This window comes from Streptomyces sp. NPDC087844 (genome assembly GCF_044742785.1).
Classification (GTDB): Bacteria; Actinomycetota; Actinomycetes; order Streptomycetales; family Streptomycetaceae; genus Streptomyces.
Genome location: NZ_JBIUVD010000043.1, coordinates 1 through 26,509, shown reverse-complemented (window position 1 = coordinate 26,509; position 26,509 = coordinate 1). Strand labels below are relative to the sequence as shown.

The following is a 26,509-nucleotide window of genomic DNA, read 5'->3' as shown; positions in this document are numbered from 1 at the left end:
CCCCCAGGTCATGCCTTCGACAGGGGGACACAGTCATGCCGGACCCGGAGGCCAGCGGCCCCGTTGCGGAACCGCAGAAAACATAACGGGGGGCTGGCCGCGCCGTTCCCCGCGCCCCTTACGGGGTCGGTTCCCGCGCCCCTTACGGGGTCGGTTCCCGCGCCCCTTACGGGGTTGGTAGGGGCTGGGCGCGCGTCACCGCACCCCGCTACAGGGCCGCCCCTACGGGCGCAGCCCCGCCGCCTCCCGGGCCAGGCGCTCCACCCGGGCCCAGTCGCCGGAGGCGATCGCGTCCGGGGGGAGCATCCAGCTTCCGCCCACGCAGAGGACGTTCGCCAGCGCGAGGTACTCCGGTGCGACGGCCGGGCCGATCCCTCCCGTCGGGCAGAAGCGGGCCTGCGGAAGCGGCCCGGCCAGCGACTTGAGATACGCCGTGCCGCCGGCGGCCTGAGCCGGGAAGAACTTCATCTCGCGCACCCCGCGCTCCAGCAGCGCCACGACCTCCGACGTCGTCGACACCCCCGGCAGGAACGCCACCCCGGACGCCTTCATCGCGTCGAGCAGCACGTCCGTCCAGCCGGGGCTGACGAGAAAGCGCGCCCCGGCCGCCACGGAGTCCGTCACCTGGGCGGGAGAGATGACCGTGCCCGCACCGACCACCGCACCCGGTACCCCGTCCGCGATCGCCCGGATCGCGTCGAGCGCCACCGGCGTCCGCAGTGTCACCTCGATCGCGGGCAGCCCGCCCGCGACGAGCGCCCGAGCCAGCGGGACGGCGTCCGAGACGTCCTCGACGACGACCACGGGCACGACGGGTGCGAGTTCGAGCACGGAAGTGGGCGACGGGGAGGAGGGCAGCGGCGAAGGCGGAGGCGGCATGCCGTCATCCTGCCCTCACCAAGCAGCATGCGCAAAGGTCGTTGCGCATGCTGCAACAAGCCTCAGTGGCGCGCCGCGCCGTGCCGTCCGCTCAGTGGATTTCATCCACCAGAACATCCAGCATCCACGGCTTGCCCGCACCCGCCGCACCCGCCGCACCCGCCGCACCCGCCGCACCCGCCGCACCCGCCGCACCCGACGTACCCGACGCACCAGACGCACCCGGTGTACGGCCAGCAGACGCCACCTCCACCACGTACCCGAGGTCCCGCAGCGCCTCCACCAGTTCCGCCGGGCCCGACGGAACGCCCCCGGTCTCCATGAGGCTTCGTACGATGCGCCCCTTGGTCGCCTTGTTGAAGTGGCTGACGACCTTGCGGGTCGGCGCGTGCAGCACCCGTACGCTTGCCGTACGCCCCGCGACCTCCCCCTTCGGCTTCCACGCGGCCGCGTACGCCGCCGACCGCAGGTCCAGTACCAGCCCGCTCCCGGCGACCTCGGGCAGCACGGCGGCCATCGGCGCACGCCAGTGCGAGCCGAGCGCCCCGAGACCGGGCAGCTTCACCCCCATCGAGCAGCGGTACGAGGGAATCCGGTCCGTCAGCCGGACCGCGCCCCACAACCCCGAGAAGACGAGCAGCGACCGCGCCGCCCGCCGCTTCCCCGCGGTGCCGAGGGAGGCCAGGTCGAGGGCGTCGTACAGCACACCCGTGTAGATCTCCCCGGCGGGCCGGGCCCCCGCGCTGCGCAGCTCCGTGTTCTTGGCGACCTCGCCGCGCAGGCCCTCACTCAGCCCGAGCACCTCGCGCGCCTTCTCCTCGTCGGCCGCGCACAGCTCGACCAGTTCGTCGAGAACCGCCTGCCGTGCCTCGGCGAGCCCCGGCAACGACAGCGACTCCGGCTTCAACGGCGCGCCCCGCCCGGAGGGAGCCTTTCCTTCGGACGGCGGCAACAACACGAGCACGGCGGTTCTCCCTGGGGCTTTCAGTACGTACGCGAAGCACCCGCCAGCCTACGGGGTGCCGCACGCGCCGCCCCAGGCGATGCACCTCTCGCGCCGCCGGTGGGCCTCGGCGTCCAAGGTGGCGCCGGGCACGACGAACGCGCCAACGTCGGCGATCACGTACCGCACCCGGCAGTCGTGCCCCGTCCGGGAGCGGACTCGCGGCGCCCTCGCTCGGCACCGGCGGGTGCGGCGGGGTCGTCTCGGCGAGGTGCGGCCGGCGTCCTCCGCGAGGACGTCCCGGACCTCGGTGAGACCGAGTCCCAGCTCGGTCAGCCGCCTGATCCGGGCGAGCGCGACGGCGTGCCGCAGTCCGTAGTCGCGGTAGCCGTTGGGCCGCCGCTCGGGCTCGGGCAGCAGCCCGAGCTGGTGGTAGTGCCGCACGGTCCGCGTCGTGACGCCGACGGCCGCGGCGAGCTCTCCGATCCGCGTGACCTCAGTAGAAACGCTGACGTTGCGGCAAGGTCAAGCGAGCCGCACAGCAGCGGGTCGCCGGGTACGCCTCTGGATGTCCGACGCCGTCGGAGCACGGAGGCGGGCATGGAAACGCGCCATGTGTGCGTTGCAGTCCGCGGGACCCGAGGAGGTGGGCGGCCATGGGGGCAGCGAGTGAGGGGGCAGCGGGTGAGGTGGCAGGTGAGACGCCGGGCGGACGTGAACGCGCAGGACCCCCGGTCCGCACGGGCAGGCGTGAGCAGGCCGTCTGGACGAGGGCGACCCTCGGCGGCACCGGCCGGCCGCTCGACCTGCTGACGGCCAGGTTCGACCGCCACCGGTACGCGCCTCACGCGCACGACGAGTTCACCATCGGCGTCTGCGTCGCCGGCGCCGAGGTCATCGACTACCGCGGCGGCCGGATCCGACCGGGCCCCGGCTCGATCGTGGTCCTGGGCCCCGGCGAGGTGCACACGGGAGGCCCGGCCGCACCCGACGACGGTTACGCCTACCGCGCCCTGTACGCGGAGACACCACTGCTTACCGAGGGCACCCTGGGCATCCCGAACTTCCGCGAACCACTCTTCGACGACCCCGAGTTGGCCGCGGCCCTGCGCCTCGCGCACACCGAACTCAGCGCGTGCCCAGACCCCCTGGAGGCCGAGTCCCGCATACCGTGGCTGCTCACGGCCCTGGCCCGCCGACACTCCACCACCCGCCACGTGTGCGACACGATCCCGGGCGCGGGCCGAGTGGCGGCGGCGGTACGCGACCGCCTCGCCGACGAACTCCTCGCCCCGCCCTCCCTCGCGGCCCTGGCAGCGGACCTCGGCCTGTCCCGCTACCAACTGCTGCGCGCGTTCCGTACGAGCATGGGAATGCCGCCGTACGCGTGGCTGGCCCAGTACCGGGTGAACCGCGCCCGCTGCCTGCTGGAGTCGGGACACCGCCCCGCCGAGGCCGCCGCGCTGGTGGGCTTCGCGGACCAGGCACACCTCACGCGCTGGTTCCGGCGGGTGCTTGGGGTGACACCGGCGGCGTACCGCAACAGCGTTCAAGACGTCCGCCGCTGACCGGCCGAGACTGCGCGCATGACTGCACGCGGCTGGTTTCTCTTCTCCCTCATGGGAGTGCTCTGGGGCATCCCCTACTTGATGATCAAAGTGGCGGTGGACGGTGGCATGTCCGCGTCCATGGTGGTGTTCGCGCGCTGTGCGCTGGGCGCGGCACTGCTCCTCCCCTTCGCCATCCGCCAGGGAAACCTGGTGGGAGTCGTACGAACGCACTGGCGCCCCATGCTGGCCTTCGCGTGCATAGAGATCATCGGCCCCTGGTGGACCCTGACCGACGCCGAACGCCACCTCTCCAGCTCGACGGCGGGCCTGCTGATCGCGGGCGTACCGATAGTCGGCGTCCTGCTGGCCCGCTTCTTCGGCGACACGGAACGCCTGGGCGCCCGCCGAACGGCAGGACTGGGGCTCGGCCTGGGAGGGGTGGCGGTCCTCACGATCCCGCACCTGACAGGCGGCGACGCCCGCTCGCTGACGGAGATGCTGATCACGGTGGTGGGCTACGCGACGGCCCCCCTCATCATGGCCCGCTACCTGCGGCCGGTCCCGACCCTGCAACTGATAGCCCCTTGCCTGCTCCTGTCGGCGCTGGTGTACGCCCCGGCGGCGGCCCTGCAATGGCCCGCCACACTCCCCTCCCTCCCGGTCCTGGCATCCCTCGCGGGCCTGGGCGTCATCTGCACGGCGCTGGCCTTCGTGGTCTTTCTGGAGCTGATCAGGGAAGCGGGACCCACCAGGGCGGTGGTCTTCACGTACGTCAACCCGGCCGTGGCGGTGACGGCGGGTGTCCTGCTGCTGGACGAGAAACTGACCGGGGGGACGGTGGTGGCCTTCGCCTTGATCCTGCTGGGCTCCTTCCTGGCCACAGCGTCGTCGACCTCGGGGCGGCGGCGGGGTGAACGCCCGGTAGCATGGTCGACACGGCAGACGAGCCGGGCGGACGGCCGCGTGGAGTCCCCTTCGGGGGCGCTCCCCGAGGAACGTCCGGGCTCCACAGGGCAGGGTGGTGGCTAACAGCCACCCGGGGTGACCCGCGGGACAGTGCCACAGAAAACAAACCGCCCGGGACCTCGGTCCCGGGTAAGGGTGAAACGGTGGTGTAAGAGACCACCAGCGCCTGAGGTGACTCAGGCGGCTAGGTAAACCCCACCCGGAGCAAGGTCAAAAGGAGACACCTTGGTGTCTCTGCGCGGACGTCCGAGGGCTGCTCGCCCGAGTCCGCGGGTAGACCGCACGAGGCCGGCGGCAACGCCGGCCCTAGATGGATGGCCGTCTCCCCGGCCGCCGCGAGGCAGCCGGGCGACAGAACCCGGCGTAGCATCCGAGTACCGTTCCCGTCCGGTATAGCGCAGGTCAGACCATGTGCGGCAAGCCAAGGTTGGCAGCCGGGTCGAATCCGGGTCGAATTTCGCCGTGCGAGCGCAGAGCGACGTGCGCCGCCTGAGGCGCCAAACGACGAAAGTGCTGTGACCAGCGGAAAAGTATCAGGCGGCCGGACACCTCGGACGATATAAATATATCCTCCGAGGTGTCCGGCTTGGTTGAATGCGGGTGATCTGGACATCGGTACGGCTCTGTCAGAGCTTGCTCGTATCCTCGCGCCGTGATCACAGCTCAAGGTTCAGGCGCGTCCGGGAGTGACGCAGCAGCACTCGCCGGCTGGCCGCCTCGGCCGAGCGAGGAACAGAGTGACCGGAGAGCTCTGGCTCGACTATTCCACGAATGAGCTCGCGGCTGGTGCGCAGGCCAAGGAGACTCCGGATCCGCCCTTTGGTCACTGACCGAAGAAACAAGGAGCCACGCCTGGTCGGCTAACATGGTTCATACGGCAGACGAGCCGGGCGGACGGCCGCGTGGAGTCTCCTTCGGGGGCGCTTCCCGAGGAACGTCCGGACTCCACAGGGCAGGGTGATGGCTAACGGCCACCCGGGGTGACCCGCGGGACAGTGCCACAGAAAACAAACCGCCCGGCGCTCAGGCGCTGGGTAAGGGTGAAACGGTGGTGTAAGAGACCACCAGTGCCCAAGGTGACTTGGGCAGCTAGGTAAACCCCACCCGGAGCAAGGTCAAAAGGAGCGCCCTGAAAAGCGCTCTGCGCGGACGTTCGAGGGCTGCCCGCCCGAGTCCGCGGGTAGACCGCAGGAGGCCGGCGGCAACGCCGGCCCTAGATAGATGGCCGTCTCCCCGGCCGCCGCGAGGCAACCGGGCGACAAAATCCGGCGTACAGCCCGACTCGTCTGCCGCCGTGCGCTTCTGACAAGCGAAAGCCCTGGGCAGGGGCCTTCTTGTCCGAGCGAAGGCTTCGCTGGAACCCAATCTGTACAGGCACAAACCGGATCTCCCGGTTGCCAAGGTAGCCACCGACGCAGCCACTGTGGGTGCTGGTCCTGATCGCTGGGCTGCGTTGATTCTCCGTGAACTACAGCCCGGCCTACCCGAACGCAAAACATCCCCCTCCGAAAAAGGCTTGTGGAGGATGTCTATAGTTCGAAGCAGTCGGTGTACAGAGGTCCGCTTCCTCGGCCACCACCTTTCGGCCGAGTGGGCTGTCAAGACCTGTGGATCGACGGCCAAGTGAGGGGTCCGAGTTTGGGGTCGTTGTGACCGCGCAGGAGCTTCAAACGAGGCTCTCGATGAAGTCCGAGAGCGCGGTGCGCAGGATCTCGGGCTGTTCCAGGTGCAGGTCGTGCCCAGTGCCGGGGATGCTCATGGCCATGGTGGCGGGTCGTTGCCGGAGCATCTCGTCAGCTTCCTGCTCGGGGATGAAACTGGATTGGGCCAGGACGATCAGGGTGGGGCACGTGACCTGCCCCCACTCGTGCTGAAAGGAACGCTGTGCGTTCTCCGCCAGCGATCGGACCATCACATCCTGGTCGAAACGAGGCCACCATCCGCCCTCGCGTTCCTCCAACCCGGCCGCCCAGCCTGCGCCGACCCGTCCACCGCCAAGGAACACGGTTGCCGCTTCGCGTGAGGGAAACGGCGTCGGCCATGAGTCGAGCCATTTGCCGACGTCGGCGGGGCCACTCGTGTGTGAACCGCCGGGGCTGGCTTCGACGAGTACGAGTGCGCGGACGAGCCCGGGGTGCGCGGCTGCGACGAGCATGGCCGTATGCCCGCCCAGCGACTGACCGACGAGAACGGGTCGTGGCAGCGCCAGCTGATCCACAACAGCGATGACGTCGGCGACGTAGGCGGCGCGGGAAACGTCCCGCGGACGGCGCTCGCTGGCGCCATGCCCGCGCTGGTCGAACGCCACGACCCGATACCTGGGGTGCAAGTCCTGTGCCAGTACATCCCATACACCTGCGTGACCGGCCAGCCCATGCAGCAACACGATGGGCTGTCCAGGCCCGCCCCAGTCCCGGCAGGCAAGCCAGACATCGTCCCGCACCACCACGCGTTCAGACCATGCCATGTCGGCCTCCAGGGAATCGACTGGCCTTGATCATGCCGCAACTGCCCTGAGTCAATCGACGGCTCGGCCGCGTTCGAAGCAGACTCCTGTCCGAGCGAGAGTGAACCGCTCCGGGTCTGATGGAGGCTCCGGACCGTCCCGGAGCGGTTCAGTAAACACCAAGCACACATGGGGCTATGTGAGATGCGACACCATTGACCAGCGTGATCGATGGACACATGATCTTCACGGCTCTCATAAGGAAAATTTAAGAGAACGGGTGGGGCGTGTCTACGCACATAGGACGGCACGGCTGGTGTCAAGCGGCGCGAAGCGGGGTACTGGCCGTCGCACTCCTGGGGGGTGCGGTTCCGATGGGCGAAGCCGGGGCGACGCCCCGGCTCGCCGATGATGGGCCGACTGCGGTGGCGGCTGACAAAACTCCGGAGTCGAAAGCAAGTGAGCTTGCAGCGAAGACCGGTGAGAAGGTGACCGTGGGTGCGGCCACCACCGACTCATCTCAGGTCTTCGCAAATCCGGACGGTACGTTCACGCAGGAGATGAATGCCGCTCCCGTTCGCGCTCGACAGGACGACGGTAGCTGGGCTCCCATCGACACCACCCTGGTGCGTAAGGCGGACGGCTCTGTCCGGGCCAAGAACACCACGGCCGGTGTCATCTTTTCGGACGGCGGCAGCGGTGAGGGACTGGTCACGCTCAAGGGCCAGGGGCACAAGCTGCAGCTCGGCTGGCCCGCTGCGCTGCCCAAACCCCAGCTCGACGACGCCACCGCCACCTACGCCGATGTGCTCCCGGATGTAGATCTGGAACTGACTGCGCTGAGCACCGGCTACACCTCGGTACTCGTGGTCAAGACCGCGCAGGCAGCAGAGAATCCGGCGCTCGCGACCATCAGGATGACCGTTTCCGGTGGCAGCCTGGACATCGCCCCGACGGCCGACGGCGGTTTCATCGCGCGCGACGGAAACGGAACACCGGTCTTCGAGAGCCCGGCCGGGCGCATGTGGGACTCGGCCGGTGACACTCCGACTACTGCTGTTGACAGGCCACTGCTTGGGCGCTCCGCGTCTTCCGTAGAAGCAACGGCCGAGGATGTGCAGGAGGTAGCTCCGCTGCCCGCCGCCAAGGGTGAGCCTGCACCGTCGGAGGGGCCCAGCAGCGGTGACGCGACGGCGGAGCTCCCGCTCGACATCGCCGGCACCACCCTGGAGATCACGCCTGATCCGGCTCTGCTCCACGGCGAAGACACCGTCTTCCCCCTCTACATCGACCCGCCGACCAAGGGCATCTCGCTGGGGGACTGGACGGCTCTGGCCTCCAACGGCACCAAGTACTGGGAGTTCGACGGGGACAAGGGTGTGGGTCGCTGCTCCAACTATGCGGGCTACCTTTGCTCCAACAGCCCGTACACCCAGCGCATGTACTTCGAGTACCCGCTCTCCTCGATCCACGGCAAGAAGGTCCTGGACGCGACGATGGAGGTGTACCAGGAGTGGACCTTCACCTGTGAGCCGCACTGGTACGACCTGAGCCGCGTGGACAAGGGCATTGCCTCCAGCACCACATGGTCATCCCGTCCCACCGCTGTGGATTTGATGGGTGACCGGTACGTGGCCTACGGGCGGGGCGGCCTGTGCTCCCCGTCGCAGCCGGCGAACTGGGTGCGCTTCAGCGACAACGTGGACGAGGAGACGAACGAGAATCTGACGACGACGCTGGCGTCCTACGCCGCGGACAAGAAGTCGCAGATCACCTTCTCGCTGACCGCGCACGACGAGTCCGACGCGGGCGCCTGGGCGCGGTTCCGCAAGGATGCGAAACTGTCGGTGACGTACGTGTCCTATCCGGGCAAGCCGACTTCCTACGGCGTCCAGCAGGGCACGACCGGACGGGCCTGCAACACGTCTTCGCTGCCCTTCGCCACTGGTGACAGCACGCCGAAGATGCTTGCCACGGTGCAGTCGGCCGACGGCTCCAACGCTCAGCTGCGCGCCATGTTCGAGGTGTGGAAGGCCGACGGCTCCAGCCGCACCTGGTACGCGACCTCGCCGGACGGCGCCTGGGTGGCCGACAACGCCGCACGCACCGCGACCTCAAGCACACTTCCGGCGCAGACGGACTACCGGATGCGGGCCAAGACCCAGGCGTACTACAAGACGGACCGGGGCGCCACCGGTGTGCTGGACTCGTCGTGGTCGTCCTGGTGCTACTTCCGGGTCGACACCGACTCGCCGCCGCCTCCGGTGATATCCAGCGCGGACGGCGTGTACAAGCCTGCCGAGACCGAGCCGGCCGCGGGCGGGGTGGGCACGGCGGGCAAGTTCACCTTCACGCCCGCGGACACCAACTCCACCACAGACGGCATCCAGTCCGACGTGGTCAGCTACAGGTGGAAGCTGAACAGCGGCGCCGTATCTGCCCCGATCAACGTTGCCAAGGGCACGGCCACCACTCAGACGATCACGCCGAACCAGGCCGGTGAGAACACCATTCAGGTCTGGGGCTACGACGCGGCCGGACACAGCTCGCTCACCGGCTACTACAGCTTCCTGGTCAAGGGCGCCGAGAAGCCCTCGGGGATCTGGCACCTGGACAACGGGCTCACCGATTCCACCACCGCCACCCCGCACCCGCTGACCTCCTCAGGAGGTACCTGGGACACCCTGTCCCGCAACGGGACCGGCGCAGCGAAGTTCAACGGCACCAGCGCCTATCTCTCCACCTCCGGTGCGGTCCTGGACACCACCAAGTCCTTCACCGTCTCGGCCTGGGCACGTCTGGAGAAGAAGGACGTCAACTACACGGTCCTGTCGCAGGCGGGAACGAACGCTTCCGGGTTCCAGCTGTACTACTCGACCACCTACAACGCCTGGATCTTCAACCGGCATCAGACGGATGTCGCCGATCCTGTGATCATCCGCTCGATCGGCGCCAAGCCGCCGGTACTGAAGGCCTGGACCCATCTGGCGGGCGTCTACGATGCGGCCGCGCAGACCCTCCAGCTCTACGTCAACGGCGTTGCGCAGGGCAATCCGGTGGCGTTCACGGCCACCCCGTGGAAGGCGTCCGGCGGCCTGCAGGTCGGGCGGTTGTGGCATGCCGCGGCCGGCAAGGAGAACTTCGCCGGAACCATCGACGAGGTGAACGTCTGGTCGCGCGCGCTGGCGGACACGGAGGTGACCCATGACGCCTGGCTGGAGGACGAAGACCTCACCGACGGCACCGCCGGTGACCCGGTCCCAGCGCTCGTCGCCAAGTGGGATGCCACCGACATGGCCAACGCGACCGGCAGCACCGTCAAGGACACCAGCGGCTTCGGACGCAACCTCACCCTCAGCGGTGCCGCACTCACCCAGTTCACCACCGGCGACCCCGACATCGGCGAAGAGGTGACGACCAGGCAGACGATGACCGTGAACGGCACGAGCGGGTACGCGACCGCCACCGGCCCCATCGTCGACGATGCGGGTTCGTTCACCGCGACCGCCTGGGTGTCGCTGGATCCTGCCAAGCTCGCCGACACCACCAAGTCGTACGCGGTGCAGGTATTCGGCCAGTCGGGGACAAGCCAGTCCTCCTGGGGCGTCTGGTACGAGCAGCCGGCCGGCAGCACCCAAGGGCGCTGGACGTTCGGCCGTCCCGACAAGGACGGCACCGGGGCAGCCTGGACCAGGAGTGACTCCACGGCCCTCACCACGGCCCAGCTGGGCACCCCGGTCATGCTGACGGTTGTCTACGACGCCCAGGCGGCAGCCGACCCCGACGACACCTCCAAGCTCGGCGGGCTCAAGCTCTACGTCGACAGCGCCCTGATGGGTGATGAGGACGGCGTGCCGTACTCGGCCCCCTGGCAGGGGAGCGGCGCGTTCGAGGTCGGCCGGGCGAAGATCAACGGCGCTGCCGCGCGCTACTTCCCCGGCACGATCGACAGTGTCCGTGTCTGGGTCGGAGCTACGTCCACCGACACCATCGCCAACCGGCGTAACACCGAGCAGCAGTAGGAGCAGGGCGGGGTGGGCCAGGGATCTCTGGTCCGCCCCGCCCTGCCCTCTTTCGCTGCGCTCAAGACGTGTCTGTGTGCCGTACGGACGCGCCGTTGGGGAAGCCGGTGCGCTCGGGCGCCGATGCCGCCGTCCGAGTGCTGTCTGCCCATTCCTTTCTTCGAGAATCGGGACATTACTGTGTCTTCATCCCTTTTCCGCAGACGCGTGCCAGGGGCGGTCATACGCCGCTGGCTCGGTCGTGGCGGACTCGTCCTCTCTCTCTGCCTCCTGCCGCAGGTCGTGATTCCTGTCGGCTACGATTTCGCGGCCCAGGCCCAGTCGGCGGCAGGCCGTAAGCCGCTGGAGGACCGGCCCGACGCGAAGACCGACAAGGTGGGCGTGCTCAAGCCCGGCACATCCAAGGCCCCCAAAGACAAAGCGGTCTCCGCTTCCCGGGAAACGCGTGAGCGGCTGAAGCAGGCTTCCTGGCCAAAAGCCGGAAAGGCCGCCGTCGACGTCCCGGCCGCCGGCAAAGCTTCCCTCACCGTCGGTGGGCTGAGGGTGAAGCTGGGCCAGGAACCCGCGGACCCGGCAGGCAAGAAGGCGAAGAAGAAGGCGGCAAAGGCCACCGGCCCTGCCGAGAAGCTGGCGCTCAGTCTCCATTCCCAGGCCGACGCGAAGAAGGCGGGCGTCAACGGCGTCCTGCTCACCGTCGACCCGGCCAAAGCCGCATCCGCGCGCACGCCTGATGACACCGACAGGCTCCGCATCTCGCTGGACTACTCCTCCTTCAACGATGTCTACGGCGGAAACTTCGGGCCCCGCCTGCGTCTGGTGACTCTCCCGGCGTGTGCGCTGACCACCCCGCAGAAGAAGGCCTGCCGCGCCCAGAAGCAGGTGTCAGGCGCGGACAACAACACGAACTCCCAGACGCTGACGGGCACCGTCTCAGCCCGCAGCCTCACCGCCGGCACCCCGATGCTGCTGGCGGCCGCAGCCGACACTTCGGGTGGCGGAGGCGATTACAGCGCCACCTCGCTGTCTCCGACCGCGACCTGGGAGGCCGGCGGCAGCACCGGTGACTTCACCTGGAACTACCCGTTGCGCGTTCCTCCGGCGACAGCCGGCCCGTCCCCGAACCTGTCCGTCTCCTACAACTCCGCCTCGGTGGACGGCCGCACGGCCGGGGAGAACAACCAGACCTCGGTGATCGGTGAAGGCTTCTCCCTCACCGAGTCCTACATCGAGCGCAAGTACGCGTCCTGCAAGGACGACGGCCAGACCGGCAAGGGCGACCTGTGCTGGAAGTACGCCAACGCCACCCTGGTCCTCAACGGCAAGGCAGTGGAACTGGTCAACACCTGCGCCGACAAGACGGCCTGTGACTCCGCCGCCCTGTCCGAGGCTTCCGGCGGCTCGTGGAAGGTGAAGAACGAGGACGGCTCCCGCGTCGAGCACCTGACCGGCGCCACCGGCAACGGCGACAACAACACCGAGTACTGGAAGGTCACAGACGCCTCCGGTACCCAGTACTTCTTCGGCAAGCACCGCATGCCCAACTGGAGCGACAACGGCAGCGCCGACGACGACCCGGTCACCAACTCCGTGTGGACCGTCCCGGTCTTCGGCGACGACTCCGGCGAGCCCTGCTACAAGTCCACCGGCTTCGCCGACTCCTTCTGCGCCCAGGCCTGGCGCTGGAACCTGGACTACGTCGTGGACACCCACGACAACGCCTCCACGTACTGGTACGGCCGGGAGACGAACTACTACTCCAAGAACGCCGACACCACCGTCAACGGCACTGGCTATACCCGGGGCGGCTACCTCAACCGCATAGACTACGGCCTGCGCAGTGACCTGATCTACGCCAAGCCCGCCGCCCAGCAGGTCAGCTTCACTTATGCCGAGCGCTGCGTCGCCTCAGGCGGCTGCTCCAGCCTCACCAAAGACACCAAGGCCAACTGGCCCGACGTGCCCTTTGACATGATCTGCGCGGCCGACACCAAGTGCAGCACCCAGATCGGCCCGGCCTTCTTCACCCGCAAACGCCTCACCGACGTCACCACCTCGGTGTGGACCGGCACCGGCACCACCCGCCGGGACGTGGACACCTGGCACCTGGAGCAGAGCTTCCCCGACACCGGCGACGCCTCCTCGGCAAGTCTGTGGCTGAAGTCCATCCAGAACACCGGCAAGGCCAACACCACCACGGCCGCCATGCCGCCGGTCGTTTTCGGCGGCATGCAGCTGTCCAACCACGTCGAAGGCAGCAACCCGGACACCCTGCGCTACATCAAGTGGCGGGTGCGCACCATCAAGTCCGAGACCGGATCGACCCTCACGGTCAACTACTCCGATCCCGACTGCATAGTCGGCACCAGCATGCCGACGGCCGTCGACAAGAACACCCGTCGCTGCTTCCCAGTCAAGTGGTCCCAGTCCGGCACGACACCCGTCACTGACTGGTTCCATAAGTACGTCGTCACCTCCACCTTCCAGGACGACCCCTACGGCCACGGCGACACCGGTGAGAAGTACTACGACTACCAGGGCGGCGCCGGCTGGGGCTACGCCGACGACGAGGGCCTGACCAAGGCCTCCAACCGCACCTGGTCCCAATGGCGTGGCTACGGCAAGGTCGTGGAAACCTCCGGCAATTCCGAAGGCCCCCGCTCCAAGAAGTCCACGCTCTACATGCGCGGTCTCAACGGCGAGAAGGAACTGGACGGCACCGCCCGCGTGGAGAAGGTCACCGACTCCACCGGCACCGCCATCGACGACTCCCGCCAGTACACCGGCTTCGTCCGCGAGACCATCGTCTACAACGGCACCGAGGAACTCAGCGGCACCGTCAACACCCCCTGGTCGCACAAAACCGGCAACCACACCTACAGCTGGGGCATCACGGAATCCTGGATCGTCCAGCCAGCCGAGAGTGCCACCCGGGCCAAGACCTCCACTGGCACCCGCACGGTCGTCACCAAGAGCACCTACGACCCGACGTACGGGCTGCCCGTCACCGTCGAGAACCTAGGCGACGCGGCCAAGTCCGGTGATGAGACCTGCACGCGCAAAACCTACGCGCGCAACACTTCAGCCTGGCTCGTCGACTCGGTCTCCCGCATCGAGACCTACGCGGTCGCCTGCTCGGTGACCCCGGTTCTGCCCCGGGACGCCATCAGCGACGCCACCACCGGATACGACAACCAGGCCATCGGCGTCGCACCGACCAAGGGGGAGGTGACGTCAACGTACCGACTCGCCGACTACGACGCCGACAAGAAACCGGTCTATACGAAAGAGTCCTCGGCGACCTACGACCGGCTCGGCCGGCCACTGTCCTCGACCGATGCCCTGAACCAGACCACCACAACGACGTACGTACCCGACGACGCCGGTTACGGTCCGCTGACCCAGGCGACCTCGACCAACCCCATGCTCTACAGCACCGTCACGGACATGGATCCCGCCTGGAGCACCGCGACAAAGGTAACCGACGCCAACAGCAACGTCACCGAGTGGTCCTTCGACGCGTTGGGCCGCCTGCGATCGGTCTGGAAGCCGGACCGCTCCCGCACGCTAGGCGACGCCGCGACCGTTGCTTACGCCTACAGCATCAACAACGACAAGGAGACCTGGGTCCGCACCGACGCCCTCAAGGCCGACGGAAAGACTTACAACAGCTCCTACGAAATCCTCGACGGTCTGCTGCGCTCACGCCAGACGCAGGTCCCCGCGCCAAACGGCGGCCGGGTAATCTCCGAAACCCTCTACGACGACCGCGGCCTGGCGTACATCTCCAACAGCCAGGTCCACGACGATATCGCCCCATCCAGCACCCTGGCCAACACCTTCCCCGGCTCTGTTCCCGCTTCGACCGAGACGCTCTTCGACGACGCCGGCCGCGCCACCGAAACCGTCTTTCGGGTCTACGACCAGGAGAAGTGGCGCACCAAGACCGACGAGCAGGGTGATCGCACCGCCGTCACCGCTGCTGCGGGCGGCACCGGCACCCTGACGATTATGGATGCCCGCGGCAGGACCACCGAGCGTCGGGAGTACGGCGGCCCCGTCCCGACCGGCAGCGACTACACCCGCACCCTGTACGAGTACAACGCCGGGGGCCGGCTTAAGCAGATGACCGGCCCAGACGACGCGGTTTGGACGTACGACTACGACCTGCTTGGCCGCACCACAACCTCCACCGACCCCGACAAGGGCAAAATCGACACCACCTACAACGGAGCCGACCAGCCCCTGACAGTAACCACCACCCTCAACGGCGTCTCTCGCACCCTGATCACCGACTACGACAAGCTCGGCCGCGAGACCGGCACCTGGGACGGAGTGCAGGACAGCGCCCACCAGCTGACCAAGTTCACCTACGACTCCCTTGCCAAGGGAGAGCCGACCGCCTCGATCCGCTACGTCGGCGGCACCACCGGCAAGATCTACTCCCAGTCCGTCACCGGTTACGACGCCCTCGGCCGCCCCAAGGGCACCAAGACCGTCATCGCCGCCACCGACCCCCTGGTCAATCCCGGTGGTGCACCCCAGTCGTTCACCACCTCCACCACCTACAACATCGACGGCACCGTCCAGTCCACTTCGCTGCCCGCGGTCGCCGGCTTGCCTGCCGAGACCGTGACCAACAGCTACAACAGCCTCGGCATGCTCACGGGCACCGACGGCATGACCGACTACGTCCAGAACATCGGCTACTCCCCGTATGGCGAGATCGAGGAGACGCGCCTGGGCACCTCTACAGGTGCCAAGCAGCTCCAGATCCTCAACCGCTACGAGGACGGCACCCGCCGACTCGCCAACACTCACACCGTCGACCAGACCAACACCGGCTACACCAGCGACGTGGACTACATCTACGACGCCACCGGCAACGTCAAGTCGATCACCGACAAAGCGGGCGCCAAGGACACTCAGTGCTTCGCCTACGACGGCTACCGCCGCCTGACCGAGGCCTGGACTCCTTCCTCCAATGACTGCGCCACCGCCCGCGCGGCCAGCGCCCTCGGCGGTCCAGCCCCGTACTGGACCAGCTGGACCTACAAGAAGGGCGGTCTGCGCGACACTCAGGTCGAGCACAAGTCCGCCAGCAACAACACGACCGCTTACAGCTACCCGGCCGTCAACGCCTCCGGCGTCGGCCAGCCCCACACCCTGACCTCCGTCACCGTCGACGGCGGCACCGCCAAGTCGTACACCTACGACGAACAGGGCAACACCAGCAAGCGATACAGCCCCACCGGCACCGCGCAGAGCCTCACCTGGGACATAGAAGGAAAGCTCACGCGCCTGACCGAAGGCCCCAAGACCACCGACTACCTCTACGACGCCAACGGCGAACTGCTCCTCCGCCGCGGCCCCGTCAAGACCGTCCTCTACCTGGGCGGTCAGGAACTCCACTATGACACGGCCACCAAGAAGTTCACCGCCCAGCGCTACTACCCGGCCGGCGACACCACCGCTGTCCGCACCGAAACCAACCTGTCCTGGACGGTCGACGACCACCACGGCACCGCATCGATGACGGTGGACGCCACCACACAGGCCGTCACCCGCCGCTACACCAAGCCCTTCGGCGAGGCCCGCGGCGCGACACCGTCGGCCTGGCCCGACGACAAGGGTTTCCTCGGCAAGCCGGCCGACACCGACACCGGCCTGACCCACGTCGGCGCCCGCGAGTACGACCCGGCCACCGGACGCTTCCTCTCCGTCGACCCACTCCTCGCCCCAGAGGACCACGAATCGATCAACGGTTACGCGTACGCCAACAACACCCCAGTCACCCTGTCCGACCCGACCGGGTTGCGGCCGATTACGGACTGCGAGCGCGGATGCAGCGACGGCAAGGGCGGCACATACCGGGACTACATGACGATGGGTCCCAACGGGACCTTCGTATACCACTCGACCCAGACCTACCAGTACAGCTACCCCGACGGCTCTTCGCTGACCCTCACCGTCAACACCAGGGCCCGCCATGTGTCGTACAGGGTCAGCTTCAAGACTGGCCCGAGCCCGCTGCCGGCAGTGAAATACGGCAGCGACATACCGTCCACCGCGACGCCAAGCCCCAGCCCGGGCATGGCTCCGGACCCCGACTACAAGGGGAGCGCCACCGGACCGTCCTGGGGCGTGGCCGGTGAGATCGCCTTGATGGCCTGCGGCTGGGTACCCGTGGCCGGCGCCGGATGTGATGCCGCGGACCTGGGTCGCTCTGCCATGGACAAGGACGCGGTCGGGGTCGGCCTCGGAGCGGCTGGCTTTATTCCGCTCGCGGGTGATGCGGCCAAGCTGCCCAAGCAACTCGACAACATAGCTGACGCGATCAAGCTCGCGAACAAGGTCGTAACCTCGCCGTTCGCGGCCAAGCTGGACCGGGTCTCCGAGCATCTGCAGATGAAGGACCTCACCGCCGCTGCGCGGGAACTGAAGGGAGAGGTGGTCGCGCGGAAGGCTGACGGCACCCCGTGGGATCATGTCCACGAGGTTCGGGACGCCCAGAATGGCTTGCTCAAGACGATCGGCGACATCAACAAGAAGCTGGCCCATCCCAAGACGGGTGGTGCCGAGCGGGACATTCTCGTCGCAGACCTGGGGCGGGCCAGCAGGATGCTGGACTACTCCGAGCAATTCGTCCCCAGGGGGTGAGTGGAACATGACAGTGACGCATGACGAATATTTGCGGCAGCTGACCGCGCGGGCAAAGGACGGCACCATCCCCCAGCGGGAGGTGAAGGAGATCGCCCGGACCATTTCCGAGGGCCGGGCTGGCCGGGACCTTTACCGGCTCTTGTACGCGGTGGCCCGAGCGGGCGGACCGGCGTACGAGTCTCTGGTCGCCGGCTATCTGATCTACCCCGAGGACCCTGAAACCTCGGCGCTTGCCGTGCAGGTGCTCACGGGGCACTGGAGAGTGGGAGCGAAGTACAGGAAGCAGATTCTCGAGTTGCTCGGTTCCCCCGAGTGGGACCTGAGTGACGACGCGTTCATGGCCGCGGTCTCGGGGGCGGGGGAAATCCTGCATGACGGATTCGACGCCGGACTCCTCCGCGCCCTACTGAAGCTCGCCGAGGAAGGCCGCGGTGAGTACGACGACGAGCTCATGCAGCGTCTCACGGTGGAGGCTATCGCCCGCGCGCTGGACGCCAGTCACGCCGAGTCGATGAGACCGCCGGAGGGAGTCACGCGTTCGGAGTGGTCGCAGGATCTGCTGAGGGCCGCGCGTGACCGACTGCACGATGCGGCACGTCAGCCCTGACTCCTCTTGCAGCCGAGCGGGCCCTGGCCGGACGACGTCCGGCCAGGGCCCGCTTTGACGCTGATCGGAACATCGATGTCCGGGAGGGCAGGCTCCCGCACCCGGTCCACCGTGGCCCGGATGGCAGTGAGACGGGCTGGGCAGGCTTACGCCGGTGATGTCGGCGAGCGAGTGCAGCAGACGGACACGGCCGAACCGCAGCGATGGTCTTCCCAGTCGCCGGTGTGAAGTTCGGCCGCGCGCACCTCGTGGTAGGCGTGTGGCTCGTATGCGGATTCGGTGAGCCAGGCAAGTGTCAGGTTGCCGCCGGTCGTCGACGCCGGCGGCCTCACGAACCGCAGCAGAAGGAACGTGCCGAACCCGGAACCGGAGCGCAAGGAGGGCAAGACCATGGACCTCTCCGCTCAGGAGCTTGTCATGCTGTGGGCGAAGGGCGGACCGTCCGACGTCACCCTGCCCCCAGACGGCGAGTTCGTCCGGCAATTGCGCACGGAGGACCACTTTCGGTCCTTCATCCGCAAGATGCAGGGCATGATCAAGGACGGTGTGTACACGGCGAAGGGATCCTTCGACAAGTCGCACGCCGACCGCACCGATGGCGAGAAGATCTGGGAAGGCCTTATCGACGCCACCGGGTTCCTTACCGAGGGCATCTTCGGTGCCAGCCCCGCGAGTCTGGCGCTCGGTTCCTACAACCTCGACTTGAACTGCTCGGGGTGGCCTGCGAGCCGCCCAGGACGGACTCGGAGTGGGCCCACGGAGCTCTCGTCGGCCAGGCCCAGGTGTCAATCTCCAACACCATGTCGGTAGCATCGGCGACGCGCAGCCTTTCAAACGACGGGTATAAGAACGGCAGCTCTAATCCGGTCATGAAGGCAGGTTCGAACGTCGCAAAGCAGGTATGGCCTGACGGTCAAACGGACATCACCGTGAGCATCAACTGGATCGAGGAAATCTATGTGCCGTACTAGGAGCGGCAGACGGACCCTCTTCGTCGCCGTCATCTCCGCCGCCCTCGTCGTGGGGCTGTCCGCCTGCGAAAAGGAAGAAAGACTTCCCGTTCCTAAGGAAGACCAAATCGTCGGTTCCTGGGGAAACCCAGGAGGCGACTGGATCACCTTCGAGGAAGGCGGGACGGGCACCATCTCTGCAGGGGCCCAGCTCCAGCTGAGCAGCCTGATGGAGAAGGCCGATGCCAAACCGGAATGCCCGTTCTCCTGGGGCGTGGACACCGTGCCCGCAGGAGGTAGCAAGTGGATCTCCGTCACTTTTGCGCCGAGGCAGTGCGGACCAGTGCCTGGTGAGTTCGGTCTGTACTACTACGAGAAGGACTCTGGGCAAGTTCGGCTGTCACCGGCTGTGGAGTTCCCGAAGCCCGAAGAGATCTACGCCCGCTCGGAGGAAACCGCGTAACGAATGACCGGGGGCTCCGGCTCGGGGAACCCCCAAAATTCCGGTAAGAGACGGTTTTCCGTCTCCCACCAAAGCATTTCTGCCGTCCAGGTTCAGCGGTGCACGGCACCAGGACTGTGCAGCGCAGAGGGGCCTTCCAGCGGGCCGATGAGCCCAGCGGTCGAGTTGTTCGAGGTCGGGCCCGCGCGTAGGCGTTCGCGTCGAGCACTACGGCCCTGAACTTCTGCGGAAGCGACGTGCATGCAAGCCAACCTGATCGGAGCGACGCTAACCCCGATCGTTCATGAGTCCCCGGCTGCTTACTGACGGGGACTCATGAACGATCGAGGCTATTTGGCAGCCGAGTCGTCGTGGGGCGCCGGGCGGCCAATCACTGAAAGCTACAAGTGGCAGAGCCTTTTGAACCACACCCGGCGCCCCTGGGTGGGTGAACCATACGAAGGGCTCACCACGTCCCGCAGAACAACGTAGGGAGCCATTTTCCGCCTTGATCGGCTGGCGAGTTGAGGGCGCCGCTGAAGTTCATGTGCGGGACTTCGACGAGAGGATCACCGCCGTAGTTCGAGTCATCATCACCCTCGAACTCGCCAACTGATTAAGATGGAAACGGCTCATTGCTTCGCGAAGCCACGGAAGCCGTCCACCGCGCGGGTGACCGCGCCGAGCCCGCCGGCCTGCACCACCTGGGCCTTCACCAGGCAAGGACCGCCGGGGAGACCCTGCCCTCCAGCCGGAGGCATTCATCCGCGAGCGCATACAGTGGGGTTGCCGAGTTGGGGCGCGGATCTGGATATCCCGGATGCCGTCCATGCGGAGAGAGAAGAGACCTGCATCTCGGACGTCGCGGGGGGACTTCTGATATTCGATTGCTTGAGGTGGGCCGGTGCCGCAGGCTGGCGGTAGTGGGCCGCGTCGGGTGGAGCATTCGAACGCAGACGTTGCGGGAAAAGGTACTTCAGTGGGCAACCGGATGGATGTCGGCCTGTGCGAGGCACTGGTGGCGTGGTTCAGGGCGGTAGCGGCAGGACCGAAGGATGCCCAGGGCTCGGGCGAGATGGTGCAGCGGCTGGGTGAACACCCCCTCTGGGAGAAGGTGCGTCAGGAGGTCGGCGCGCTCGCCCCTCATGATCGGCGACCGGATCTGTACGGGGGAACCATCCTCAGGAGTAAGGGAGGAACCAGGCGGGGGCCTGCCAAACTTTCAAATCGTCGGCTCCTGGGGACCTCCGGGTTGGCCGAGGCCGCGCGCGCCGCGTCCCGCGGTGAGGGTGGGTTCGACCCCGACGAGGTAGCTAAGGAGTTCGCCGCGCTCGTCACCGGACCTGCCCTGACGGGCGAGGACTGGTTGCTGATGGACGCTGACCTCCCGGAGGGCTGCTCGGTTCAGGTGGGGGAGTGGACCCTGGAACGGGTGAATCCCCAACGGTTGGCCGAGTTGCGACCCACGGGTGTACTCGGCCGTTTCCGGCGGTTCGACCTGGACTCCGATCTCCTGGACGGGGCCGCCTTTCTTCACCGGGAAACGGCTTGGCGACGCACTGGGACTGTTCTTCCGTGGCCGCTGCTGCATGCACGCCCGCAGGTCCGCTTTGCGGTGCCGCAGAGTGTGCTCGGGCTCTGGGCGTGCGAACCGGTCCACTTGGATGCCATCTACTACCGGGAAAACGGTCGGCAGGCCGTGAGGGAGTTCGGCAGCGTGCCCGTGGAGGAGCAGTCCAGTGACGGGGAGAATTTCTGGGAGAGTCGCGTGGATGGCCCGTACAGGGTGGAGCCGGCTGAACTGGTCGCCTTCATGAAATTCATTGCGGTCGCCGGTGAGCTGATGACCACCGCTGCTGCCGAACTGACCACAGCCAGGAAGCCAGCCGACCGTAAGCCGAGTCCGCGGGCGCAGCGCCTGGCCCGTGCCACCGAGCACTTGGTCCAGGCGACGCACGCAACGTACGGGGGCGACTACGTCCGTCACGGGATGCTGGACGAACTGGTGACGCACTACGTGATCGCCCTGGAAGCACTGCTGGCGGGCGGGGACAGCGAAGGCCTGACTCGACGGGTCGGCCAGCGTGCCGCTGCCCTGCACCTGACCGACGACATTCGCACAGATGCTGAGGACCTGGTCCGCCGGGCCTACGCAACGCGGTCCATCTACGCCCACGGTGCGCCACCGCCCGCCAAGGAAAAAGACCGGTTCCCCGAGAGTGACCTGCTGCGCCTGCGCCAACTGACCTACCGGGTGCTACTGCGCTGGCTTGTGCTCTGGGCACCAGATGAAAAGGACCGGCCCCAACTGCACCAGCACCAACTACTGGACCGGTCCTTGATCTCCCGACAGGTAGCCAGCAAGAAGATCGAGGAGCCGCTGCGCCGGTTCTACGCCGCTACGCCTCCCGCGGATCTGCCTGCCGACGTGTGCTGAGGTGAGCCGCGCTGGCCGGATGGGCTCCAGGGAGACTACTCCCGTGGCGTGTGTCGGCTGCAGTCGTTTCCAGACCGGTGTAGCCGACTACGCGAACAAGCCGGTACGTCTGAGTATCCCGTCAGGTCCCAGGGCAGCGAGTGAACCGTGCCCTTGGAGGTTCCCATGACGATCGAGGGCGCCTCCTGACGAACGGTAGACATGCCGCCGGGCGGTCAGAGGTGCGGGTGATGAACTGGTCCCACTTGTGCAGCAAGGTCCCGTGCTCGGGGCTCCCCGCGGCCTCGTACCGGTGATACTCGGTACGAGGCCGCCACTCTTTACGGCGATGGCGCTGCTATCCGTCGGGTTTCCTAATGCAGGTCGATAAAGCAGCGCAGTCGTACGCCGGGGTCCCTCGTGGTCCGGGTCCCGGGTGCGATGGCGTAGTGCGCGGCGAGCAGGTCCTGGATGGCGAGGGCGGTCTGGTCGTCGGCGGCGGCGACCTCCACCACGGCTAGTAGGGCTTGGTCATCTTCACTTGTGCATGCGTGTCTCCTGTTCTATGAGCGTCGTTGGGATGGTGTGACACCTGAGGAGATGGCCTCGGTCCGGGAGGATCTGGAGGCGTTCGCTGCGGAGTTGTTCGACGGGTTCTTCCGTGCGGATCAGCGGCGGTGGGGGCAGGCGTATGTGCGGGGGCTGCTGCTGGAGGGGCGGCGCAAGTCGGTGGAGCCGATGGCGGCTCGTCTGGGTGAGGACGGCAACCGGCAGGCGCTGGCGCACTTCATCCCCTCCAGCCCTTGGGATCCGGCGCATGTGCGGGCCCGGCTGGCCTGGCAGATGCAGGACGCGATCGGCCCGGAGGCGTTGATCGTGGATGACACCGGCTTTTTGAAGGACGGGGATGCCTCGGCGTGTGTGTCGCGGCAGTACTCCGGGACCGCGGGCAAGGTCACTAAATGCCAGGTGGGCGTCTCCCTGCACCTGGCCAGTGACCGTGCCTCCGCGGCCGTCAACTGGCAGCTGGCCCTGGACATGATCGACGAGGCCCGGTCTTGGGGCGTCGACGTTCCCCTGGTGGTCGCTGACGCCGGATACGGTGATGCCGCTGCCTTCCGCTTGGGCCTGGAGGAGCGCCACTTGCCCTACGCGGTGGGGATTTCCTCTCGCCATACCGCCCAGCCCGCCGGTGCCCGGCCCGTCCAGCCCGCCTATGCGGGCACCGGTCGGCCACCCAAAATGCAGTACCCCGAGCCTGCGCAGACCATGAAGGACCTGGTCATCGAAGCCGGCCGGACGGCCGCACGGCCGGTGTCCTGGAGGGAAGGCTCCCGGCCGGGCAAGGGCCAAAGCGGCCTCAAGCGCATGTACTCGCGGTTCGTCGCCCTGCCGGTCAGCCACACTGAGGCCTCGTCCGCGGTGGAGAACAGCAGCGTGCAGAGTGGCTCATTTCCGGGGGGCAGCGGCAGGGGTAGCGCACGGCGATGGGGATGGCCGAGCCGGTCGGCTCTGTGAGCAGTGGTGACGTAGTGGCCGATGAGGCGGCCGACCGAGGTATGCCGGACCATGTCTGAATCCGTGTGGAAGCAGACCTGCAGGGCAAAGGCACGGGTCAGGTCGTGCAGTCGGTAACGCCCACGTACCGGCTCCTCAAGCAGGCTCGAGTCGAGCAGCTCCTCGACGCATCGCTCCAGCAGCCCCGGCTCGTTACCGAAGTCCGTACCGGCCAACGCGGTTGCCGCCTGGAGAGTGATGTCGGGGCCGGTGTGCAGGGCGAGAAGGCGGAACAGCTCTTGCGCGGGACCGCTGAGTTCCGTGTACGAGAACTGGAAGACCGCGCTGATCAGGGTGTCGAATTCCTGGAGCGGGTCGGTCGAGTGTGTCAGCCGGTCGAGCAGGTGCTGCAGGTCCCACGAGTCCCGGTGACGGAAGCGGCTCGCCAGGAGCTGGAGAGCTAGAGGGTGGCACGCGCAAGCGTCCACGATCTGCTTCAGACCCTCGGGTTCGGTGGAGAGTCTTGACGCGCCGACGATCCGGGTGAAGAGAGTCGCCGCCTCCGCCCTGGACAAGGTGTCCACGAACAGGGGCGTGGCGCCGTCCAGTCCGGCAAGCCGGCTCCGGGTGGTCACGATGACACGGCAGGTGGGGGAGCCTGGCAGCAAGGGGCTGACTTGAGCGGCGTCCCGCACGTTGTCCAGAACCACGAGTGCGCGACGTCGAGCAGTCCACTCGCGCCATCGGGTCGCTCGTTCGTCCAGTGTGGAGGGCAGTTCGCCTGGCCATCCGGCCGCTTGCAGTAGGTTGGCCAGGGCGTCCGCCGGATCGAGTGGCTGCTGACCGCTGTAGCCGCGCATGTCCACGTAGAACTGGCTGTCCGGGTAGACCGTGGACAGTTGGTGCCCGGCGTGCACGGCAAGGGCCGTCTTGCCGATACCGGGCATTCCGTGGATGACGGTGACCGGCAGAGCGGTCGTCGCGCCGTCCTCGGCTGCGGAATCGGTGAGCAGGATGCGCAGTGTGCCGACCCGGCCGGTGAAATCCCGGATATCGCGCGGTAAGCAGTTGCGGGGCTCCGGAGTCGGGGCCGGGGCAGGGGGACCGGTCTCCGTCCGGAGAAGGCCGCCGTCCTGTTCGAGCATGCGGAGATGGAGCTGCTGCAGTTCCGCGGTCGGCTCGATGCCCTGACTCTCGTGCAGTCGCTCGTGCGCGTTCCGATAGACGGCAAGTGCTTCGTCGTGACGTCCGGAGCGGTACAGCACCAGCATCAGGGAGCCGATCACCTTCTGGGCGAAGGGATTCTGCGAGGCAAGTTCCTGGAGTTCGCCGACGAGGTCCGCATGACGGCCCAGCTCCATTTCCAGGCCGATCCGTCCCTCGCGGACCCGGCGATGGTCCTCGATCAGCCGGGTACATGCCGATTGGGCCCAGAGGCTGCCGGTGAACTCAGCCAACGGCTCGCTCCGCCATAGAGCTTCGGCGGTACGCAGCAGCCCGATGGCCAGCGCGCGTTCACCCCGTGCGGCCGCAGCCAGCGCGTCCGTCCGCAGTCGTTGGAAGCGCAGTAGGTCGATGTCCTCCGGGTCGGCCCGCAACTGGTACATCCGCGGAGAAGGCCGCTCCACCCGTGCACTGTCGTCGCCGACCGCCCGGCGCAGCCGTCCGCGGAGCCTGGAGAGGTAACTGTGCAGCGTGGCGATGGCCGTTGGAGGTGGTTCGCCGTCCCATACCCGGTCCATCAGCGTGTCCGCCGTGACCGGCTCACCGCGTGCGTGGATCAGGACGGCCAGCACACAGCGTTCCTTGAGTGACCCGAGTTCGTACTGCTGCTGGTCGTGCCAGAGTTCAAGAGGTCCCAGAGCGAGAAGTTCCACCATCACCCCCGACGGGTGCGCTTCTTCCCACGGTCTTCGGCAACGACCACACATCCGTGTGACTCGTACCACTGTTCTACGGAGTTGGGGTTGGAGTCAGGGGTGGGGACCGAGGCGCACTGAAGCGTGACGGGCGCACAGGCGTAGTGCGATCGCCCTCCCGCAGGAGTGCAGGATTTCTGTCGTAGAACTTCCGCCGCAGGAAGAGTGGCCACAGGGCGTCGGCGAGCTGCCAGCAGACGGTCGGGAATCCGGCGGAACGAGCCTGATGGATCACGGCCATCAGCGTGGGCAACTCACGCTCCAGCCGGTTCAGAGCAGCTTCGGAGTCGGGGCCCACATCCGCGATGACCACCGGTCCGGCCCTGTAGTCCCGGGCCATGGTCCGGTGCTGGGGGTCGATGATTCCCTCGGCGCGAGTGGCGCTCGCAAGGTAGTGGTCGGCGATACGACGCATCGCCTTCGTGCGTTCCTGCGGCGATTCGTCCCGCCTCGCCTTCGCGGCGGCGCGCAGTCGTACGAGATCGTGAAAGCGATGACGTTCGCCCGCGGCATCAATGAGAAGGCTCGCGTCAGCAAGCACTTCCAGTAACTCCGCAGCATCCCGATCCGCAGCTGACAACGCCGAGACCACCGCGCCGTCGAACTCCCGGCCAGGATGCAGCCTCAACAGCCGGTACAGTCGGGCAGTTGGGGGAGGCAATGTTGCATACGACAGATTCAGCGCCGCTCGGACGTTGTGATCGCCGTCGATGGCCAGCGCCTCCAACCGTTGATGCTCCTCGGCAAGCGCGGACCATCGTGGTGATACTCCGCTCGGGGCGCGCCGCGAGCCGGGCACCGGCGACCCGAACGGCCAACGGTAGTCCGGCGCACAACGCAACCAGGGTGCGGGCGTCTTCGGGCTGCTCGGACACCCTCCCGTCCGAGAGCGTGTCCGCGAGCAGCTCGACCGCCGCCTCGGGGGTAAGTGGTTCCAAGTGGACGGGATAACCACCGTCGACTGTCAGCCCCGGTAGGCGTCTGCGGCTGGTCACCGCGGTAACGCTCCCGCCCGCAGGCAGCAACGGTCGTACCTTCGACCGGTACAGTGCTGCCCGTTCGGCGAGCATCGCGGGGACCTGCTGCGCGGGGATACCCAGGGCTCGTAGGAAGCGTGCTAGGGCCTGTGTGATGTCGTGATCAGTCAGTTGCCTTCAGCAGGTCGTTGATCCAGATCATGGAGGCGCGGAGGTGGAGGCCTGCGAGGTAGCT

The 26,509-nt window shown here is 67.3% G+C and carries 12 protein-coding genes, 2 other RNA genes and 4 pseudogenes; 11 read left to right on the top strand and 7 right to left on the bottom strand.

Annotation, left to right across the window (positions count from 1 at the left end):
• Positions 1-222 precede the first annotated feature (222 nt).
• The 3 genes and pseudogenes from eda to ACIOKD_RS41230 all read right to left on the bottom strand — a co-directional run.
• The gene (gene eda / locus ACIOKD_RS41240) at positions 223-879 is read right to left on the bottom strand and encodes a bifunctional 4-hydroxy-2-oxoglutarate aldolase/2-dehydro-3-deoxy-phosphogluconate aldolase (protein ID WP_402093587.1); all 657 of its coding nucleotides are present in this window, start codon (positions 877-879) and stop codon (positions 223-225) included.
• A 91-nt stretch (positions 880-970) separates the two neighbouring features.
• A complete protein-coding gene (gene yaaA, locus ACIOKD_RS41235) occupies positions 971-1,843 on the bottom strand; it encodes a peroxide stress protein YaaA (protein WP_402093586.1) in 873 nt (290 codons plus the stop codon).
• 252 nt (positions 1,844-2,095) lie between these two features.
• Positions 2,096-2,308: pseudogene (locus ACIOKD_RS41230) on the bottom strand (MerR family transcriptional regulator); the annotation flags it as partial.
• A gap of 170 nt (positions 2,309-2,478) precedes the next feature.
• On the opposite strand from ACIOKD_RS41230, the gene ACIOKD_RS41225 reads away from it, so the two are divergent.
• The 4 genes and pseudogenes from ACIOKD_RS41225 (at position 2,479) to rnpB (ACIOKD_RS41210) (ending at position 5,627) form a co-directional block, all read left to right on the top strand.
• Positions 2,479-3,390, top strand: a complete 912-nt coding sequence (locus ACIOKD_RS41225) for an AraC family transcriptional regulator (RefSeq protein ID WP_402093585.1) — start codon at positions 2,479-2,481, stop codon at positions 3,388-3,390.
• Positions 3,391-3,408: 18 nt separating this feature from the next.
• Positions 3,409-4,239: pseudogene (locus tag ACIOKD_RS41220) on the top strand (DMT family transporter); the annotation flags it as partial.
• 77 nt (positions 4,240-4,316) lie between these two features.
• An RNA gene (rnpB, locus tag ACIOKD_RS41215) (RNase P RNA component class A) lies at positions 4,317-4,720 on the top strand.
• 500 nt (positions 4,721-5,220) lie between these two features.
• Positions 5,221-5,627: RNase P RNA component class A (gene rnpB / locus ACIOKD_RS41210), an RNA gene on the top strand.
• Between the two features lie 377 nt (positions 5,628-6,004).
• On the opposite strand, the gene ACIOKD_RS41205 is transcribed toward rnpB (ACIOKD_RS41210), so the two are convergent.
• The gene (locus tag ACIOKD_RS41205) at positions 6,005-6,805 is read right to left on the bottom strand and encodes an alpha/beta fold hydrolase (protein WP_402093584.1); all 801 of its coding nucleotides are present in this window, start codon (positions 6,803-6,805) and stop codon (positions 6,005-6,007) included.
• A 467-nt stretch (positions 6,806-7,272) separates the two neighbouring features.
• Here ACIOKD_RS41205 and ACIOKD_RS41200 point away from each other — a divergent pair, with 467 nt between their 5' ends.
• The 6 genes from ACIOKD_RS41200 (at position 7,273) to ACIOKD_RS41175 (ending at position 21,902) form a co-directional block, all read left to right on the top strand.
• Entirely contained in the window at positions 7,273-10,806 is a 3,534-nt protein-coding gene (locus tag ACIOKD_RS41200; protein ID WP_402093583.1) for a LamG-like jellyroll fold domain-containing protein, read from the top strand.
• 222 nt (positions 10,807-11,028) lie between these two features.
• Positions 11,029-17,463, top strand: coding sequence for a polymorphic toxin type 28 domain-containing protein (locus tag ACIOKD_RS41195; protein WP_402093588.1), 6,435 nt, complete (start codon positions 11,029-11,031; stop codon positions 17,461-17,463).
• 13 nt (positions 17,464-17,476) lie between these two features.
• Positions 17,477-18,073 carry a hypothetical protein gene (locus ACIOKD_RS41190; RefSeq protein WP_402093581.1) on the top strand — a complete coding sequence of 199 codons (597 nt, stop codon included), beginning with the start codon at positions 17,477-17,479 and terminating at the stop codon, positions 18,071-18,073.
• A 351-nt stretch (positions 18,074-18,424) separates the two neighbouring features.
• Positions 18,425-18,883: a hypothetical protein gene (locus ACIOKD_RS41185; RefSeq protein ID WP_402093579.1), complete on the top strand. Its 459-nt coding sequence runs from the start codon at positions 18,425-18,427 to the stop codon at positions 18,881-18,883.
• A 147-nt stretch (positions 18,884-19,030) separates the two neighbouring features.
• Positions 19,031-19,486 carry a hypothetical protein gene (locus ACIOKD_RS41180; RefSeq protein WP_402093578.1) on the top strand — a complete coding sequence of 152 codons (456 nt, stop codon included), beginning with the start codon at positions 19,031-19,033 and terminating at the stop codon, positions 19,484-19,486.
• A 958-nt stretch (positions 19,487-20,444) separates the two neighbouring features.
• A complete protein-coding gene (locus tag ACIOKD_RS41175; protein ID WP_402093576.1) occupies positions 20,445-21,902 on the top strand; it encodes a hypothetical protein in 1,458 nt (485 codons plus the stop codon).
• A 353-nt stretch (positions 21,903-22,255) separates the two neighbouring features.
• Here the strand turns inward: ACIOKD_RS41175 and ACIOKD_RS41170 are convergent, their stop codons facing one another.
• Positions 22,256-22,396 (bottom strand): DUF6207 family protein, encoded by a 141-nt coding sequence (locus ACIOKD_RS41170; protein WP_402093575.1) that lies wholly within the window; start codon positions 22,394-22,396, stop codon positions 22,256-22,258.
• Positions 22,397-22,481: 85 nt separating this feature from the next.
• Between ACIOKD_RS41170 and ACIOKD_RS41165 the strand changes: the two are divergent.
• Positions 22,482-23,279: pseudogene (locus tag ACIOKD_RS41165) on the top strand (transposase); the annotation flags it as partial.
• A 494-nt stretch (positions 23,280-23,773) separates the two neighbouring features.
• Here the strand turns inward: ACIOKD_RS41165 and ACIOKD_RS41160 are convergent.
• Positions 23,774-25,258, bottom strand: a pseudogene (locus tag ACIOKD_RS41160) (BTAD domain-containing putative transcriptional regulator); the annotation flags it as partial.
• Between the two features lie 73 nt (positions 25,259-25,331).
• Positions 25,332-26,024 carry a hypothetical protein gene (locus ACIOKD_RS41155; RefSeq protein ID WP_402093574.1) on the bottom strand — a complete coding sequence of 231 codons (693 nt, stop codon included), beginning with the start codon at positions 26,022-26,024 and terminating at the stop codon, positions 25,332-25,334.
• Positions 26,025-26,509: the final 485 nt, after the last annotated feature.